This window comes from Luteimonas galliterrae (assembly GCF_023374055.1).
GTDB classification, from domain to species: Bacteria; Pseudomonadota; Gammaproteobacteria; order Xanthomonadales; family Xanthomonadaceae; genus Luteimonas_C; species Luteimonas_C galliterrae.
In genome coordinates, this window is record NZ_JAMBEP010000001.1 from 2,042,175 (window position 1) to 2,059,945 (window position 17,771).

The 17,771-nt window shown below is 66.2% G+C and carries 16 protein-coding genes and 1 pseudogene; 4 read left to right on the plus strand and 13 right to left on the minus strand.

Annotated elements, in window-relative coordinates; translation table 11 throughout:
* Positions 1-23 precede the first annotated feature (23 nt).
* The 5 genes and pseudogenes from rodA to M2650_RS09495 all read right to left on the minus strand — a co-directional run bounded on the left by rodA (position 24) and on the right by M2650_RS09495 (position 5,742).
* Positions 24-1,136, minus strand: a complete 1,113-nt coding sequence (gene rodA, locus M2650_RS09475; protein WP_249473646.1) for a rod shape-determining protein RodA — start codon at positions 1,134-1,136, stop codon at positions 24-26.
* A complete protein-coding gene (gene mrdA / locus M2650_RS09480) occupies positions 1,133-3,067 on the minus strand; it encodes a penicillin-binding protein 2 (protein WP_425602517.1) in 1,935 nt (644 codons plus the stop codon). The genes rodA and mrdA overlap by 4 nt, the downstream gene beginning before the upstream one ends.
* Positions 3,067-3,549: a rod shape-determining protein MreD gene (gene mreD, locus M2650_RS09485; RefSeq protein WP_249473648.1), complete on the minus strand. Its 483-nt coding sequence runs from the start codon at positions 3,547-3,549 to the stop codon at positions 3,067-3,069. Before mreD ends, mrdA begins: the two co-directional genes overlap by 1 nt.
* Positions 3,550-3,551: 2 nt before the next feature.
* A pseudogene (mreC, locus tag M2650_RS09490) lies at positions 3,552-4,445 on the minus strand (rod shape-determining protein MreC); the annotation flags it as partial.
* Between the two features lie 250 nt (positions 4,446-4,695).
* A complete protein-coding gene (locus M2650_RS09495) occupies positions 4,696-5,742 on the minus strand; it encodes a rod shape-determining protein (protein ID WP_249473651.1) in 1,047 nt (348 codons plus the stop codon).
* 245 nt (positions 5,743-5,987) lie between these two features.
* Here M2650_RS09495 and M2650_RS09500 point away from each other — a divergent pair, with 245 nt between their 5' ends.
* The gene (locus M2650_RS09500) at positions 5,988-6,920 is read left to right on the plus strand and encodes a carbohydrate kinase family protein (protein ID WP_249473653.1); all 933 of its coding nucleotides are present in this window, start codon (positions 5,988-5,990) and stop codon (positions 6,918-6,920) included.
* A gap of 114 nt (positions 6,921-7,034) precedes the next feature.
* On the opposite strand, the gene M2650_RS09505 is transcribed toward M2650_RS09500, so the two are convergent.
* From M2650_RS09505 to ubiE, 5 genes are all read right to left on the minus strand, one after another.
* Complete coding sequence (locus tag M2650_RS09505) at positions 7,035-7,502, minus strand: aminoacyl-tRNA deacylase (protein WP_249473656.1); 468 nt, start codon at positions 7,500-7,502, stop codon at positions 7,035-7,037.
* A 288-nt stretch (positions 7,503-7,790) separates the two neighbouring features.
* The gene (locus M2650_RS09510) at positions 7,791-8,507 is read right to left on the minus strand and encodes a hypothetical protein (RefSeq protein ID WP_249473658.1); all 717 of its coding nucleotides are present in this window, start codon (positions 8,505-8,507) and stop codon (positions 7,791-7,793) included.
* A complete protein-coding gene (locus M2650_RS09515) occupies positions 8,504-9,481 on the minus strand; it encodes an alpha/beta fold hydrolase (protein WP_249473660.1) in 978 nt (325 codons plus the stop codon). Before M2650_RS09515 ends, M2650_RS09510 begins: the two co-directional genes overlap by 4 nt.
* Before the next feature lie 97 nt (positions 9,482-9,578).
* On the minus strand, positions 9,579-11,537 hold the full coding sequence (locus tag M2650_RS09520; RefSeq protein WP_249473662.1) for a M1 family metallopeptidase: 1,959 nt from the start codon (positions 11,535-11,537) through the stop codon (positions 9,579-9,581).
* Positions 11,538-12,208: 671 nt separating this feature from the next.
* Positions 12,209-12,970, minus strand: a complete 762-nt coding sequence (gene ubiE / locus M2650_RS09525) for a bifunctional demethylmenaquinone methyltransferase/2-methoxy-6-polyprenyl-1,4-benzoquinol methylase UbiE (RefSeq protein WP_249473665.1) — start codon at positions 12,968-12,970, stop codon at positions 12,209-12,211.
* Between the two features lie 91 nt (positions 12,971-13,061).
* Here ubiE and M2650_RS09530 point away from each other — a divergent pair, with 91 nt between their 5' ends.
* The 3 genes from M2650_RS09530 (at position 13,062) to M2650_RS09540 (ending at position 14,446) form a co-directional block, all read left to right on the plus strand.
* Entirely contained in the window at positions 13,062-13,556 is a 495-nt protein-coding gene (locus tag M2650_RS09530; protein ID WP_249473667.1) for a hypothetical protein, read from the plus strand.
* A 193-nt stretch (positions 13,557-13,749) separates the two neighbouring features.
* A complete protein-coding gene (locus M2650_RS09535; protein ID WP_249473670.1) occupies positions 13,750-13,938 on the plus strand; it encodes a hypothetical protein in 189 nt (62 codons plus the stop codon).
* 97 nt (positions 13,939-14,035) lie between these two features.
* Positions 14,036-14,446 (plus strand): DUF5655 domain-containing protein, encoded by a 411-nt coding sequence (locus M2650_RS09540; protein WP_249473673.1) that lies wholly within the window; start codon positions 14,036-14,038, stop codon positions 14,444-14,446.
* A gap of 40 nt (positions 14,447-14,486) precedes the next feature.
* On the opposite strand, the gene hslU is transcribed toward M2650_RS09540, so the two are convergent.
* From hslU to xerC, 3 genes are all read right to left on the minus strand, one after another.
* The gene (hslU, locus tag M2650_RS09545) at positions 14,487-15,857 is read right to left on the minus strand and encodes an ATP-dependent protease ATPase subunit HslU (protein WP_249473674.1); all 1,371 of its coding nucleotides are present in this window, start codon (positions 15,855-15,857) and stop codon (positions 14,487-14,489) included.
* A gap of 117 nt (positions 15,858-15,974) precedes the next feature.
* Positions 15,975-16,526, minus strand: coding sequence for an ATP-dependent protease subunit HslV (gene hslV / locus M2650_RS09550; RefSeq protein WP_249473677.1), 552 nt, complete (start codon positions 16,524-16,526; stop codon positions 15,975-15,977).
* 220 nt (positions 16,527-16,746) lie between these two features.
* A complete protein-coding gene (gene xerC, locus M2650_RS09555; RefSeq protein ID WP_249473680.1) occupies positions 16,747-17,643 on the minus strand; it encodes a tyrosine recombinase XerC in 897 nt (298 codons plus the stop codon).
* Between the last annotated feature and the right edge of the window lie 128 nt (positions 17,644-17,771).

A 17,771-nucleotide genomic window follows, 5' to 3' on the forward strand; every position in this document is an offset into this window, starting at 1 on the left:
GGCTGAAGCCGCTCCTACAAGAGCTAGCGCACGTGCATGGGCTTATGCGCCCGCACCGCCATCACCACGCCCAGGCCGGCCAGCAGAGATACCGCCGAGGTGCCGCCATAGCTCAGCAGCGGCATCGGCACGCCGACCACCGGCAACAGGCCCGAGACCATGCCGCCGTTGACGATCACGTACACGAACATCGCCAACCCCAATGCGCCGGCCAGCACGCGCGAATAGGTGTCGCGCGCCTGCGCCGCGATCCACAGGCAGCGTCCGATCACGAACAGATACAGCGACAGCACCACCGCCACGCCGACCCAGCCGAATTCCTCGCTCAAGACCGCGAAGATGAAATCCGTGGTGTGCTCGGGCAGGTAATCCAGCCGCGATTGCGAACCCTGCCCCCAGCCCTTGCCGATCCAGCCGCCCGAGCCGACCGCGATCTTGGACTGGATGATGTTCCAGCCGGTGCCGAGCGGATCGGATTCGGGGTTCAGGAAAGTCAGGATGCGATCCTTCTGGTATGGCTTGAGCCACCAGAACCACGCCGCGGGCGCCGCCGCGGCCACGCCGGCGGCGGCCGCGCCGATCCACCACCACGACAGGCCGGCCAGGAACAGCACGAACACGCCGCTCACCGCCACCAGCATGCCGGTGCCGAAATCCGGCTGCAGCAGGATCAATCCGGTCGGCAGCGCGATCATGGCGCCCGCGATCAGCACCACATGCACGCGCGGCGGCAGCGGCTCGCGATGCAGGTACCAGGCCAGCATCATCGGCAGGCTCAGTTTGAGCAGTTCCGAAGGCTGGAAATAGAAGACCTTCAGGTCGATCCAGTGGTGGCCGTGCTTGCCGGTGCCGATGAACAGCACCGCGACCAGCGGCAACATCGACAAGGCGAAGATCGCCGGCGTCCAGGTGCGCAGGCGCATCGCCGGCAACCGCGACAGCGCCCACATCGCCGCGCCGCCGACCATGAAGCGCGCGCCCTGCGCGAACACCGGCCGCAAGCTGCCGTTGCCGGCGCTGTACTGCACCATCAGGCTGATCACCATTAGCGCCAGCAGCGCCAGGCACAACGGCCAGTCCAGCGTGCGCACGATGCGCGCGACCAGGTCGCTCAGCCAGCGCAGAATCGCGTTCATCGCGCCGGTTCCGCCACGGCATGCGCAGCCGTCACCGCGGTCACCACCGGCGGCGCGACGGGGATCGCGTCCGGATCCGGCTCGGGCATCTTGCCCAGCAGCCACGCGTCGAAGATCTTGCGGGCGATCGGCGCCGCGGTCGTGCCGCCGTAACCGCCGTGCTCCACCGACACCGCCACGGCGATCGTCGGATTCTCGGCCGGCGCATAACCGACGAACAGCGCCTGGTGCCGCAAGTGATAAGGCAACAGGTGCGGATTGAAACTGACGTTGCCCTTGCGGCTGATCTTCTGCGCGGTGCCGGTCTTGCCCGCCATCGCATACGACGCGCCGCGCGCCATGGCCGCACCGGTGCCGCCGGGCATCATCGTGCCCATCATGCCTTCCTGCACCGCACGCACGTTCGCCGGATTGTCGGAGATGCGCACCGGCTCGGGTTGCGCCAGCGGCAGCCAGGGCGATTGGTAGCCGTCGCGGCGCGCGGCGACCAGGTGCGGACGGCGCAACAGGCCGCCATCGGCGATCGCCGCAGTGCCGCGCACCAATTGCAGCGTGGTGGCGACCCAAGAACCCTGGCCGATGCCGGCGTTGACGGTTTCGCCCGGGTACCACGGCTCCTTGCTGTAGGTCGCCTTGTTCTGTGGAGAAGGCACCGCGCCGGCGCGCTCGCCGACCAGGTCGATGCCGGTGGGCGCACCGAACCCGTACTGGCGCATATAGCTATCGAAGCGCTCGATGCCCATGTCGTAGGCGAGCTTGTAGTAGTAGAAATTCACCGACGCGGCGATCGACTTGCGCAAGTCGGTCCAACCCGCGCCGCCGTGCGCATCGCGCCAGCCGCGGCCGCGCTGGCCCGGAATATGGAACTCACCCGTCGAAAACACTTTGAATTCAGGCGTGCGCAGCCCGCTTTCCAGGCCGGCCAAGCCGATCAGCGGCTTCACCGTCGAACCGGGCGGGCCGCCGCCGAGCACATTGCGGTTGAACAGCGGCCGCGACGGATTTTCGATCAGCGATTTGTAATCGGCATGCGAAATGCCGTTGACGAACAGGTTGGGGTCGTAGCCCGGCAGGCTGACCATCGCCAGGATTTCGCCGGTGCGCGGATCGATCGCCACCGCCGAGCCGTCCAGGTCGCCGAACGCGGCGACCATGGCCTGCTGCAGGTCCAGGTCGATGCTCAGCCGCAGGTCGGCGCCGGGCGTGGCCGGCTGCACGCCCATCTGGCGCATCGCGCGGCCTTCGACATTGGTTTCGACGCGCTCGAAACCGATCCGCCCGCGCAGCACTTCCTCGTAATAGCGCTCGATGCCGGTCTTGCCGATGTGCGTGTAGGCGGCGTTGGTTTCGCCCATCGTCTCGAGATCCTTCTCGTCGATGCGCGACACGTAGCCGATCACGTGCGCCAGCAGCGGGCCGTACGGATAGCGCCGGTTGAGATACGGCACCAGCTCCACGCCCGGGAAGCGCCAGCGGTCCACCGCGAAGCGCGCGGCTTCGTCGTCGCTGATCCGCAGCTTGAGCGTGACCGGGCGGAAGCTACGCGTGGCCTTGCGCGTCTTCTCGAACGCGGCGATGTCTTCGGGCGACAACGCGATGATCTTGCCGAGCTCGGCGACCAGCTTTTTGGGATCGCCGGCCTTGTCCGGCACCACGTCCAGGCGGAACGCGGGCACGTTGTCGGCCAGGATGCGGCCCTTGCGGTCGTAGATCAGGCCCCGCCCCGGCACGATCGGCCGCGGCTTGATGCGGTTGGCCTCGGCCCGCTGCGCGTATTCCTCGCCTTCGATCACCTGCAACTTGAAATACCAGGCCGCCAGCCCGCCCAGTGCGACCAGCACGACGGCGAAACCGAACAGCGCGCGGCGGCGGAACTGGTCGGCCTCGGCGACCAGGTTCTTCAGATGCCGGCGCGGCGGACGCAATCGCATCAGCGCGCCCGCCGGCCGAGCCTGATCGCATCGAACAGCAGATACAGCGGCGCCCACAGCAACGCGCTCAGCACTGGCGCCCACCAGAACAGGCCGGGCAGTTGCGGTTCGCCCAATGCAAGATGGATCGCCGCGCTGACGATGCGGTCGTTGAGCAGCAGCACGCCGATCGCCAGCGACTGCTGCGACAGCGGAAAGAAGCGCAGCCGCGCGCGGAACCGATCCAGGATGAAGGCCATCACCGTCAGCCGCAGCGCCTGTTCGCCGAGCACGCCGCCGATCGCCAGGTCGGCGAGCAGGCCGCAGACGAAGGCGAAGCCCAGGCCGGCGCTGTCGGGCTTCTCGATGACCCAATACGCCACCACCAGCGCCAGCCAATAGGGGCGGAACGGCGCCAGCGAGTCGGGCAAGGGCAGCAGGCCCAGCAGCAGCGCGACCAGCACGCTGATCGGCATGACCCAGTTGTGGCGCCAGCGGCTCATCGCGATTCCCCGCCCGATGGCGTCTGCACCGTGTTCTGCATCGGCGCCGCCGGCGATGCGGACGACGTGCTGACGCGCAACAACAACACCTCGCGCCCGCGATCCAGCTGCGCGGCCGGCTTCAGGTCGCCGAGCAGGAAGGCGCGGCTATCGTCGGGGCGCAGCGCGACGATGGTGCCGATCGGGAAGCCGGCCGGAAAACGCCCGCCCAGCCCCGACGTGACCACGCTGTCGCCGACTTTGACATCGCTGGATAGCGGAATATTGGCCAGTTCCAGCCGACCGCCACGGCCGTAGACCACCAGGCGCACGCCGTTGCGCGCCACCGTGGCCGGCAGGGCGTGGTCGGGGTCGGTGAGCAGCAGCACGGTCGCGGTCAGCGGCTTGACGTCGATGATCTGGCCGAGCACACCGCCGGCATCGATCACTACCTGGCCCAGGCGCACGCCCGTATTGCTGCCGGCGCCGAGCACCAGCCGCTGCCGGGTCGGATCCAGGTCGATATTGAGGATCGGCGCCAGTTGCACGTCCAATTGCCCGCGCTGGGCGGCGCCGAGCATGCCGCGCAGGCGCGCATTCTCGTCGGCCGCGGCCTGCAGCCGCGCCAGCCGCGCGCCGCTGACCAGCAGGGCATTGCGCAGCAGGCGGTTGTCGTCGGCCAGGCGCGAACGTGTCGCGGCATCGTCGTGGACGCTGTTGCCGATCCGTCCCGGCAACCCGGCCACCCACCACAAGGGCTGGGTGATGAGCTCGGCCTTGCCGCGGATCTGCCGCAGCCAGCCGCCGCGGTGGTCCAGCACGATCAGCGCCACGCCCAGCGCCAAGTACGCCAGCAACCGCAGCGTGCCGGCGATATCGGCAGAACGGGCGGGAGCGGGACCGGCGTAGGAAGGCACGTGGGCGGCAGGTCGGCAGTGCGATAAGCGAAGAGTATGCCGTTGAAGGCGAAATTCCGCTCATGCGAGCGGCGAAATAGCGATGTGGTGCGCGAAATCCGGTATCAGCCTAGACCATTTCTTATCGGCGCCGACTTTGTGGAAAGCCGGCGCTTTTTTTGTGGGAGCGGCTTCAGCCGCGAGCTCTTCACGATGGCGATGGCGTGTGGGAAGAGCTCGCGGCTGAAGCCGCTCCCACAAAGATCCCGCATCATTCCCCGGCGAAGAACTCGTTGCCGTGCATGTCCAGCAGCTCCAGCGCCCGGCCGCCGCCGCGGGCCACGCAGGTCAGCGGATCGTCCGCCACCTGCACGTGCAGGCCGGTTTCCTCGCTGATCAGGCGGTCCAGGTCGCGCAGCAGCGCGCCGCCGCCGGTCAGCACGATGCCGCGCTCGGCGACGTCGGCGCATAGCTCGGGCGGGGTCTGCTCCAGCGCCTGCTTGATCGCCATCACGATGCCGGCCAGCGGTTCGCGCAGCGCTTCCAGCACTTCGTTGGAGTTGATCACGATCATCCGCGGCACGCCTTCGGCGAGGTTGCGGCCGGAGACTTCCATTTCACGCACTTCCGGCTGCTGGTAGGCGCAGCCGATCTCCAGCTTGATCCGCTCGGCGGTGGTCTCGCCGATCAGGGTGCCGTGGTTGCGGCGCACGTAATTGATGATGGCCTCGTCGAAGCGGTCGCCGCCGATGCGCACCGACTGCGAGTAGACGATGCCGTTGAGCGCGATCACGGCCACTTCCGAGGTGCCGCCGCCGATGTCCACCACCATCGAGCCGCGCGCCTCGGTGACCGGCATGCCGGCGCCGATCGCCGCGGCCATGGGTTCTTCGATCAGGGAGACGTCGCGGGCGCCGGCTTCCAGCGCCGATTCCTTGATCGCGCGCTGCTCGACCTGGGTCGAGCCGCAGGGCACGCAGATCAGCACCCGCGGGCTGGGCCGCAGGAAGCGCGACTTGTGCACCTTGCGGATGAAGTGCTTGAGCATTTCCTCGGTGTAGGTGAAGTCGGCGATGACGCCGTCCTTCATCGGCCGGATGGTGGTGATGTGGCCGGGGGTGCGGCCCAGCATCTGCTTGGCTTCCATGCCGACCGCCGCGACCGTGCGGTTGCCGCCCACCGTGCGGTCCTGCCGCACCGCCACCACGGACGGCTCGTTGAGCACGATGCCTTGGCCGCGAACGAAGATCAGGGTATTGGCCGTGCCCAAATCGATGGACAGGTCATTGGAGAACAAACCGCGGAACATCTTGAACATCGGGGGCGAAAATCCGTCGTGAGGGGCGTGTGAGCAGGCCGGCTAGACTAACAAAAAGCGCTTGCCGGTGTTGGGGCGGCGTCAGCGGGAAACCGCTGGAAATCCGGGCGCCGGAGCGTTCGCCCCGCGCCCGCCGCCGGGACCCCGAGCACGAGGCCCTGGGCACGAAAATCGGCTTACCGCTGGCCTCGCCCGGCCCCGCCCGCTACCCTAGCCGGCCTTCCGAAGCCCACGAGCGATTGCCGATGTCTGCGCTGATCTGCGGTTCCCTGGCCTACGACACCATCATGGTGTTCCCCGACCAGTTCAAGAACCACATCCTGCCCGACAAGGTGCACATCCTGAACGTATCGTTCCTGGTGCCCCGGATGCGCCGCGAGTTCGGCGGTTGCGCGGGCAATATCGCCTACAACCTCAAGCTGCTCGGCGGCGAGCCGGTGCCGATGGCCACCGTGGGCCAGGATTTCGGGCCCTACCGCGAATGGTTCGCGGAGCTGGAGATCCGCCTTGACCAGGTCAAGGTGATCGAAGAGCTGTTCACCCCGCAGGCCTTCATCACCACCGACCTGGACAACAACCAGATCACCGCCTTCCATCCCGGCGCGATGATGCGGTCGTACGAGAACCACGTGCGCGACGTGTCCGGCGTCACCTTCGGCATCGTCAGCCCCGACGGCCGCGAGGGCATGCTGCAGAACGCCAAGGAATTCGCCGAGACCGGCATTCCCTTCATCTTCGACCCGGGCCAGGCGATGCCGCTGTTCAACGGCGAGGAACTGCGCCACTTCATCGAACAGGCCGACTACGTCACCGTCAACGACTACGAATCCAACCTGTTGCAGGAACGCACCGGCTGGGGCGAGAAGGACATCGCCGGCAAGGTGAAGGCTTACATCGTCACCCGCGGTCCGCAGGGTTGCGAGATCCATGCCGACGGCAAGAAACACAACGTGCCGCCGGCGCACGAACGCCGCGTCACCGACCCGACCGGCTGCGGCGACGCGTTCCGCGCCGGCCTGATCTTCGGCATCGAGAAGGGCTACGACTGGCTGACCATCGGCCGCATCGGCAACCTGATGGGCGCGCTGAAGGTCGAGCACCCCGGCACGCAGAACCAGCGCTTCGATTACGACGAGTTCGCCGAGCAGTTCCGGCAGCAGTTCGGCTACGCGCTGTAGCTTTCGCTTTTGTAAGAGCGGCTTCGGCCGCGAGCTTTTGATCGACTTCGGATATCAGAATGCTCGCGGCTGAAGCCGCTCTTACGAAGAGCCGGCAGCCGGAAAGCCGGACACTTACATCACATGCGCCATCCATAGCGTCTGCGGCTCGACCAGACGCTCGAATTCCGCGTACGGCATGCGCACCGCATCGGTATGGGTACCGGCGTTGAACACGATTTCCGGATGCCCGGACAGGCGCGCGTCGACGTAGACCGGCATGCCGTAGAGGTTGCCGAACGGCGGCATCGCGCCCAGCTCGCAATCGGGGAATGCGCTCTTGAATTCGGATTCCTGGGCGATCTCGACTTCGCTGCCGCCGAGCGCGCGCGACAGCCGCGTCAGATCGACGCGGTAAGCGGCCGGCATCACCATCATCGCCATGTCGCCGTCGATCTTCAGCATCACGGTCTTGGCGAACAGTTGCTCGCCGACGTGCGTAGCGGAAGCGGTGTCGTGCGCAGTGACGGTGCGGTGGTGCGTGAGCGTCGCGTAGGGCGCGTGGCGCTCGTCCAGGAAGTGATGCAGGCGTGGGGAGAGCATGGCGGTCTCCGTCGCGCCGCCTGCCGTCCGAAGCGGCGGCGCCGCAGAGGTGTTTGGCGCGCGCATCCCGCGTCGCGCCGCCCGTGCGTTGTCAGCGCACGCGGCGAGCTTACTCCCGTCGCAATAAAGCTGCGTGAACGCGGCTTTTGTGGAGCGGCTTCAGCCGCGAGCTTTTATCGGTCACGATGACTCAATAGCAAAAGCTCGCGGCTGAAGCCGCTCCCACAAAGAGCAAGTGCAGCGGAGCAAGCTCCGCTCTACAAAAGCAAAAACGCCCGCAGCGTTCGATCAATCCCAACCGGGAAGATTCGCGCCGTCCAGGCCGCCGACTTCGAACACCGCAGTGCGCGTATTGCCCGCCTTCACCGGGAATTCGATCGCGATCGTTTTGGACTTGCGCGCCAGGCGCCACAACGCGCGTTCGTCTTCGATGAACATCGCGATCGCCTCGTCGGTCTTGGGCCGCGTGGCGGCCATCGGCTTGGCGGCGGCATCGTCGGCCTTGACCTGCACCTTGCAACCGCCAGGACAGCGGAAATCGCCGGCCTGCAGCACCAGATACGCGCTGCGGCCCCATTCGGGATGATCGCGGAAGATCAACCGCACCGGCTTGGTGCCGCTGCCGTCGACGTCGACGCGTTCCTTGGCGTAGATCGAAGCCGTCTTCTGCGTGCCTTTGCCGCCCACGGCGACGTTGTCGTAGCTCCACAACCCCACCAGGCGACGGTCTTCGCGCGCCTCTTCGGCCTTGGCCTTCACTTCTTCGTAGCCCTGCTGGGCCTTGGCCGCAGCCTGCGTGCCGGCGTATTGCCACTGCAGCAGATCGGCCTGTGCGCGCGCCTGCTCCCATTTGTGTTCGGCGACGGCGGCTTCGTATTGCTGCAGGATCGGCGCGGCGGCCTGTTCCTTCGCGGCCAGTTGCGCGGCAGCGACCGCTTTCGGATCTTCGCCCTTGCACGCGGCGAGCGCCAAGCAGGTGGTCAGCAGAACGGCGTACTTGTTCATCGTGGTTTGCCTTTTTCGATCAATGCCCGGATCGCCTGCGCGACCGCGGCGGGTTGTTCCATCAGCGACATGTGGCCGCAGCCGTCGAGCAGCACGCGGCGCGCCTGCGGCATCCGCGCGCCGAAAATGTCCAGGGCGCTGGCGTCGATCACTTGGTCCTGCCGGCACCATAGCAACAAGGCCGGCTGCTTGATGTCGACGGCCGCCTCGTACGGCAGGAAGCGGTCCGGACCGCGCCCGACGCTGTCGAGCACCGACTGCTCGAAGGCGCCTTCGCCGCGCCGGAAATCGATGACGGCCTTGGACGCGGGCCACGGGATCGCCGGCCGCGCAGCGCGGTCGTGGAACAGGATGCCCAGATAATGCTCCAGGCTGGCGGCGTCGACGACGCCGAACGGATTCTTGCCGGCCAGCACATCGATGCCGAATCGATTGTCCTTGAAGCGTACGCCCGACGCGTCGAGCAACGCCACGCGCGACACGTCGTCCGGATAGCGCGCCGCGGTCACCGCAGCGATGCCGCCGCCCATCGAGTGCCCGACCAGCACCACCGGACGCTCGCTGACGACGTCGATGAAAGCGGCCACGTTGGCGGCCTGCGCCGCATAACCGTAATCGGCGCCGGGCTTGCGCTCGCTCTGCCCCCAGCCGGGCAGATCGGGAACGACGATGCGGTAACGGCGATCCAGCCGCTGCACCAGGCGATACCAGTTCTCCTTGCTGCCGGTGTAGCCGTGCAGCATGACCAACGTCGGCGCATCGGCGCGATCCGCGTCGCGTTCGACATAGGTCCAACGGTAACCGGCCGCTTCGACCGCATGCAGCGACAGGCCGGCGGCGATGCGCTGGCGCGCATACTCGGCGCGCACGATCATGTACGGATCGCGCCAGACGGCGATGACGGCCAACGCAAGCATCGCCACGACGGCGATCAGCGCCGCCAGCAGCCCGCGTGCGATGCGGCCGGCGCGCATGCCTAACCAGCTTCCCCGCGCCCGGCCGCGCGCAACCGGCCCTCTTCCGTTTTGCGGGAAGAGGGCACGCTGCGATAACGATGCACGCGCATGCCGCTTATTGCGCCGGCGGCGCTTCCGTCGGAGCCGGCGCCGGCGTCAAGGTCGCGACCGGCTTGGCTTTGGACAACAGCGCTTCCACCGATCCGGTAGTGATCGGGTGGTAGCCCGGCTTGGCCTTGGCGAACACTTCCTGGGCGAAGGCCAGCCCGTCGGGCGTTTTCGATAGCGCCTCGTACGTGGGCATGATCAGCTTGCGGCGGCCGATGCGCTGCAGGAATTCGGCGATCGCCGGGCGCGCTTCCGGATAACCGCTGCGCACCGTGAGCGGATACCAGCGTTGCGCGATCTCGCCGTTGGGCGTGCCGGTGAACTTGTAGGCCGCATCCAACTGCGCCACTTGATCGTGCATGAGCGTTTCGGGCATGGCTTCGATGAAGTGCACCCATTCCTGCGTGGTCCAGGCCGACGTGATCACCGGCGGCGGCAACTGCGCGCTGCCCAGCCAAGCCAGCCGCGCCGAATCGACCACGCCGAAACGCGGCGACAGGGCCTGCGGCGCGCCGACCGGAACGCCCGGTTCGTACAACCAGGCGTCGAACTCGGCTTGCGTCACCTTGTTAGGGTACTTGTCGAGCAGGTTTTTCTTGGCGTAGTCGGCGAACTGCGCGGTGGAAATGCTCTGGAACGCGAAATGATCGAAATAGCCGCGCAGGAACGCGTCGAAGTTCTCGCGGCCGAAACGCTCTTCCAGGAACTGCAGGAACCAAGCGCCTTTGGTGTAAACGGTGGAACTGGAGGTGCCGTCCGGATCGGGCAACGCATCGGGCTTCAGCGCCAGCGCCTGCAACTTGGGATCCAGATCCTTGAACTCGGCCTTCAGTTCGTTGCGCGAGATCACACGCTCCATGTCGGCCTGTTCCTTGCCGTACAGCGCTTCGACCAGGCGGTTCTCCACATAACTGGTCACGCCTTCGTTGAGCCAGGCGTCTTTTGCGCTGGAGAAGGTTACCAAGTTGCCAGACCAGCTGTGCGCCAACTCATGCGCGACCAGCGACACCAGCGACTTGTCGCCGACGATCACCGTCGGCGTGGCGAAGGTCATGCGCGGATTTTCCATGCCGCCGTACGGGAACGAAGGCGGCAGCACCAGGATGTCGTAGCGGCCCCAGCGATAGGGACCGTACAACTTCTCGGCGGTTTCGATCATTTTTTCGGTGTCGACGAATTCGGCCGCGGCCTTCTCCACCATCGCCGGCTCGGCCCAGACGCCACTGCGTCCGGAGAGCGGCTTGAACACCAGGTCGCCCGCGGCGATCGCCAGCAGATACGACGGGATCTTCTGCGGCATCTTGAACGTGTAATCGCCGTCGCGCGGCGCCGCCGGATCGTTGTCGGCGCTCATCAGCACCATCGCATCCGCGGGCGCGACGACGTGCGCGGTGTAGGTGAAACGCACGCTCGGCGTGTCCTGCAAGGGCACCCACGAGCGCGCATGGATCTGCTGCGACTGGCTGAACATGAAGGGCTGTTGCTTGCCTTCGGTCATCGGCGGCTCGAGCCATTGCAGGCCGGAGGCGCCCGGCGAAGTCTTGTATGCCACCCGCACCCGCGCGTTGCGCGCCGGCACTTCGATGGTGAGCTTGCTGCCGAGCACCTTGTCGGCCGGCGCCATGGCGAATTTGAGCGGCGTCCACTGCCCCGGCGCGTTTTCGCCTTCGGCTTTTTCGATGGTCAGGTCGCGCGTATCCAGCACCAGCTGATGGGCGGCCGGATCCTTCCAGTCCAGCGTGTAGGTCGCCGTGCCGGCGATGGTCTTGCTGGCGAAATCGAGCGCGAGCTCCAGCGCGATGTCGCTGGTCGCGACCTTGGCGGGCTCGGCATAGGAATGTTCGTCGATCGTTTTCACGGCGGCGGCCTGCGGCGCGGCGGCGGGAGGGGCGGGCTGCGCGGATTCGCGCGAACAGCCGGCCACGAGGGCCACGGCGAGGCAGGATACGAGAAGGGGCAGACGCATGGCGGCCTTACGGGGGCTACGGGGACCGCGAGTTTAGCGTCTTCGCCGCGGGGCGGCAGTGCCGCAGCGGTCACGTTTTGCGGACCTGGCGCCGCGCGCACCCATGAATCCACCTACACCCGAAGGGCGGCAACCAAGAGCGGCCGCCGTTTCCTACCGGGCCCAAGGTACCTGCTTGCGACCATAACGCGCAGACGAACGCCCACGCCGCGAGCGCGAGCGCGAGCGCGAGCCAAGACTACGCTTTCAGCGCGCAAATCCGCAAAAGCCACGTCACCCATACGCAACGAATCAAAATCTAGTACCTGCGTAAGAAGGTCACCTACGACGAAAGCCAGGTTGCTAGCGGACTTTCAGAGGCTTCGCATCATTTAAGCTTCGGGCCCTTTCTTTGGTTACTTTCTTTGGGCCAGCAAAGAAAGTGACCCGGCGCAGCCGGAAGCTTTTGTCCATGGCGCGAGTCGCAGCGCAAGCTGCCAGGACGCGGGCCTGGATCCCGGCCTTCGCCGGGATGACGGCTTAAGGGCAAGGGCGAGAGCAACATGGGTCCCAGCGTTCGCTGGGATGACGGCATGAGAGCAGGACGGCATAAAGGCAAGAGGAGCGGAGCAAGCTCCGCTCTACAGTGCCGGAGCAAGGGCAGCGGGCAAGGCCGCTCTACAGAGCAGGTGCTAGACCCTGTAGCCGGTGTGGATGGCGACGATTCCGCCAGAGAGATTCTTGTAGCCGCAGCGTGCGAAACCGGCCGTCTCCATCATTCTTTTCAACTCGTCCTGCGGCGGATGCTGGCGGATCGATTCGGCCAAGTATTGGTAACTGTCGGCATCCCTGGCGAACAACTTGCCCAGCCGCGGCAGCACCTGGAACGAATGGAAGTCGTAGAGCGGCTTGAACCACTCCGCTTTCACCGCCGAAAACTCCAGCACCCGCGCCTGCCCGCCCACTTTCAGCACGCGCAGCATCTCGCGCAGCGCCGCATCCTTGTCGGTGACGTTGCGCAGGCCGAAGGCGATGGTGACCAGATCGAAACTGGCATCGGGGAAAGGCAGCGTTTCCGCATTGCACTGCACGTATTCGAAGCCACGCACGTTGCCGCGGTCGGTCATGCGGTCGCGGCCGACGCGCAGCATCGCGCCGTTGATGTCGCCCAGGACGAGTTCCCCGCCATCGCCGACGCGATCCTTCAGCAACGCGGCGATGTCGCCGGTGCCGCCGGCCAGATCGAGCACGCGATCGCCGCGCTTCACCTGGCAGGTGGCCACGAAGTAGCGCTTCCAGATCCGATGGATGCCCGCGCTCATCAGGTCGTTCATCAGATCGTAGTTGCCGGCCACCGACGAGAACACCTGCCCGACCAGCTTCTGCTTGTCTCCGGTGGGCACCTCGCGGAAGCCGAAATGGGTGGTGCCTGGGGCCTGTTCGCGTTCGCTCATGCGGCGATTATCGCATTGCGGCCGATCGGCGGCGCGGAACGCGTTCGATCCTGCAGCGGCGCCCTCCCCAGCGCCGTTTTCAGCGCGCGCCATGGGCGAAGATACCGTCTCGCTGTCCAGTCTGGCCGAAATTGCGATCACCCTGACCGGCTTCACCGGCCTGATCGCCTCCTTACGCCGGCGCCCGATTGCCCGTTGGCATCCGCGCGTGCGCTACAACTTTTGGATGACGCTCTGCCATGGCGTCTGCACATTCGCGCTCGCACTGCTGCCCACGCTGCTGTCTGACGTCGGCGCCGTCGATTGGCGCATCCCCCATGCCGTCTGGCTGCTTGCAGTCGCCGTCGTGGCGATCGCCGCGATCGTCTGCAACCGCCGCTTGGCGCAAGCGGGGTCCCCTCCCACGGTGCGCAGCACCTGGTGGACATCGTGGTTGCTGACGGTGGTCGCGATCGGCGTGACCGGCGCGGCATTGTTCGGCGCCTGGGGCGGTCCCAGCGCTGCCACCTACCATTTCGGCGTAGCGATATGGCTGGTGCTGGGGCTGATCTCGTTCATCGCCACCCTGCTCTATCCGATGGACTGATGCGCCTCTTATTTTGTGGGAGCGGCTTTAGCCGCGAGCTCTTCAAAAATGGCTACGCCTGCAAAAGCTCGCGGCTAAAGCCGCTCCCACAAAAAAGGATGGCCGCCTCCGGGCGGTGCCCACGTTGGCCTTGGACGCAGGGGGAGTCTGAGCGGTGGCCGCGGAGCCGGCCCATCGCGCCAAGGAGGAGCATATGTTCAAGCTAGCGGCGGCATGGATCATCATCGTCGGCGGCCTCATCATCCTGTTCGGGCCCGGCGGGATCATCGATATCGAGTGCATCAAGTGCGGCCGGGTCTGGACCTGGCTGGTCGGCGTGATCTCGGTCGCCGTCGGCGTCGGCGCCTTGGCCGCCGCCAATCGCGGCATGCCAGGACGCTAGCGGTACTTGGCCAGCCGCGCATTGCGCGCGGCTGGCTTTTCCGAAAATCGGCTTTGCCGGGCGTATATTCGACCCGAACCATGCAAGCCGCGTACGCATGCCCGCCTGGACCTGCCCCGATTGCGGGAGAATCTTCAACCGCGCCAACACCAAGCATAGTTGCGGCACCGGCGACCGGGCCGCGATGCTTGCGGGGAAGGCGCCGTGGCTCGTTGCGCTGTACGAGGAGCTCGAACGCGCCGCGCGCGCCGACGGCGACATCGAAGTGGTCGCCAAGGATCGCTACGCGCTGTTCCGCACCACGCGCATCTTCGCCGACGTGGTGTTCATGAAGGATGCGCTGCGGCTCGCGCTGCAGCTGGACCGGGTCATCGACGACCCGATCTTCTTCAAGACCGTGCAGGACGAACGCGGACGCGTGCAGCAGGTCGCCAAGCTGCGCGACGCGTCGGATCTGGAGACGATCGGACCTTATCTGCGAGAAGCCTATCGTTTCGCGTGCAAATAGCGTTTGTAGGCTGGGCTTATCAGCCCAGCCTACGGAAGCATCAGAGGATGTAGCGGCTCAGGTCCGGATCCTGCACCAACTCGCCCAGGTGCCCGTCGACATAGGCGCGGTCGATGACGACGGACGAACCGTCGCGATCGGGCGCTTCGAAGCTCAAGGTGTCGAGCAGGCGCTCGAGCACGGTATGAAGGCGCCGCGCGCCGATGTTTTCCTGGCGCTCGTTGACCTGCGCGGCGATCTCGGCGAGGCGCTCGACGGCATCGTCGGTGAATTTCAACGACACGCCCTCGGTCTTCAATAGCTCGACGTACTGCTTGGTCAAAGCGGCCTTGGGTTCGGTGAGGATGCGCACGAATTCGTCCTTGCCCAGCGCGCCGAGTTCGACCCGGATCGGGAAGCGGCCCTGCATCTCCGGAATCAGGTCCGAAGGCTTGGCCAGATGGAACGCGCCGCTGGCGATGAACAGGATGTGGTCGGTCTTGACCGCGCCGTACTTGGTGCTGACGGTGGAGCCTTCCACCAGCGGCAGCAGGTCGCGCTGCACGCCTTCGCGGCTGACGTCCGCGCCGTAGCCTTCGCTGCGCTTGGCGACTTTGTCGATCTCGTCGATGAAGACTATGCCGTGCTGCTCGCAGGCCTCGATCGCCGCTTCGCGGATCTCGTCTTCGTTGACCAGCTTGCCGGCCTCCTCTTCGATCAGCAGCGGACGCGCGGTTTTGATCGGCATCGTCTTTTTGTGGGTCCTGTTGCCGGCCACCTGCGAGAACATCTGCCGCAACTGCTGGCCCATTTCTTCCATGCCGGGCGGCGCCATGATGTCGACGCCGACATTGACCGCGGTTTCGATGTCGATCTCGCGGTCGTCCAGCGCGCCGGCGCGCAATTGCTTGCGCAGCTTCAGGCGCGTGTCGCTGTCGGCTGCGGACGGCTCATTGCGGGCCTCTTCGGCGCTGAAGCCGAAGCCGCCCGGCGCGCGGCGCGGCAGCAATGCGTCCAGAATGCGGTCCTCGGCGCGCTCCTCCGCCTGGGTGCGCACGCGCTGCTTGGCCTGCTCGCGGTAGAGTTTGACGGCGGTGTCGGCCAGGTCGCGGATGATCTGCTCGACATCCTTGCCGACGTAGCCGACTTCGGTGAAGCGCGTAGCTTCGACCTTAACGAAGGGAGCGTTGGCCAGCGTGGCCAGGCGTCGCGCGATCTCGGTCTTGCCCACGCCGGTCGGGCCGATCATCAGGATGTTCTTGGGCATGACCTCGTTGCGCAGCTCGTCGCCCAACTGCATGCGGCGCCAGCGATTGCGCAGCGCGATCGCGACCGCGCGCTTGGCGGCCTGCTGGCCGACGATGTGGCGGTCGAGTTCCTGCACGATTTCGCGCGGGGTCATGGTGGAGGAATTGTTGTCTGGCTTGGACATGGATTTGTTGTTCGCTGGATGCGGATGATTTTGTGGGAGCGGCTTCAGCCGCGAGCTTTTCAAGATCGAGCCGACATCAAAAGATCGCGGCTGAAGCCGCTCCCACAGAAGCGAGCGTCAGAGCTCTTCGACGACGATGTTGCGGTTGGTGTAGATGCAGATGTCGCCGGCGATGTTCAAAGCCTCTGTCGCGATCTGCTTGGCATCCAGCTCGGTATGCGCCAGCAAGGCGCGCGCTGCGGACAGCGCATACGGCCCGCCGGAGCCGATCGCGACCAGGCCGTCTTCGGGCTCGATCACATCGCCGGTGCCGCTGATGATCAGCGAGGTTTCCTTGTCGGCGACCGCGAGCAGCGCTTCGAGTTTGCCCAGGCGGCGTTCGGTGCGCCAATCCTTGGCCAATTCGACGGCGGCGCGTTGCAGCTGGCCGTGTTTCTCGAGTTTGGATTCGAATAATTCAAAAAGCGTGAACGCATCGGCTGCGGCGCCGGCGAAACCGGCCAGCACCTGCCCGTCCTTGCCGAGGCGCCGCACCTTGCGGGCGTTGGCCTTCATCACCGTATGCCCGAGCGTGACCTGGCCGTCGCCCGCGACGGCGACACGGCCGTTGCGGCGCACGGAAACGATGGTGGTTGCGTGGAAAACGTTGGGATTCTGGCTGGGGTCCATCAGGAGCTCCGGGGTCGAATCCCATGGATGGGGGTGGCCTCGTCCGCGCACAAGGGCAGCCATGCTTTTCGTAGGAGCGGCTTTAGCCGCGAGCTTTTGATCTTGCCGTCATCCCGAGCGCAGCGAGGGACCTGCCGTTTTTGCTGCCGTCGACGCGATTACAAACAGGTCCCTCGCTGCGCTCGGGATGACAGCCAAAAGCTCGCGGCTAAAGCCGCTCCTACGAAGAGCCGGGCTTGCGCTTGGCGCGCGGGTGCGCGGCGTCGTAGACCTTGGCCAGGTGCTGGAAATCCAGATGCGTGTAGATCTGCGTGGTGGCGATGTCGGCATGGCCGAGCAGCTCCTGCACGCCGCGCAAATCTCCGGAAGATTCCAGGACATGGCTGGCGAAAGAATGGCGCAGCAAGTGCGGATGCACGCGCTTGAACAGACCCTGCCGCTGCGCGAGCAGGCGCAGCCGCATCTGTACCGCGCGCGGCGAGATCGCCGCGCCGCCGCGGCCGGGGAATACCGGCGCATCCCCGGCCGGTTTCTGCTCGGCCTTCCAGTCCGTCAACGCCGCGCGCGCATGCGACCCCACCGGCACGCTGCGTTGCTTGCTGCCCTTGCCGAGCACCGTGACCAGGCCGTTGCCGATGTCCAGGTCGCGCCAGCGCAATCCGCACAGTTCACTCAAGCGCAGGCCCGACGAATAGAACAGCTCGAGCAATGCGCGATCGCGCAGGCCCAGCGGCGCATCGGTCGGCACTTCGACCAAAGCCTTCGCCTCGTCCGGGTCGAGCACCTGCGGCAGTTTGCGCGGCGCTTTCGGCGCCTTGATCGCCGCGACCGGGCTGGCGGCGATGCGGCCGTGCTTGAGCAGCCACTGATAGAAGCTGCGGCAGGCCGACAAACGCCGCTGCAGGCTTTTCGGCGACAGGCCGCGGCGGTGTTCGCTGGCGACGAAGGCGCGCAACTGGTCCGCTTGAAGTTTCGACGCGTCGCCCTGCCCTTGCGACTCCGCCCATTGCGACAGCGATGCCAGATCGCGGCGATAGGCGTCGAGCGTATGCGCGGACATGCGGCGCTCGACTTGCAGGTGGGCGAGGAAGTCTTCGATCGCAGGGGAGCCCGTCATCCCACTACCCCGTCATCCCGGCGAAGGCCGGGATCCAGGGGAATGAAGCGACGCAGCGAATTGCGATTTTCGTCGGCGAAACTGGATCCCGGCCTTCGCCGGGATGACGGCCATGAGGGATGCGGCCG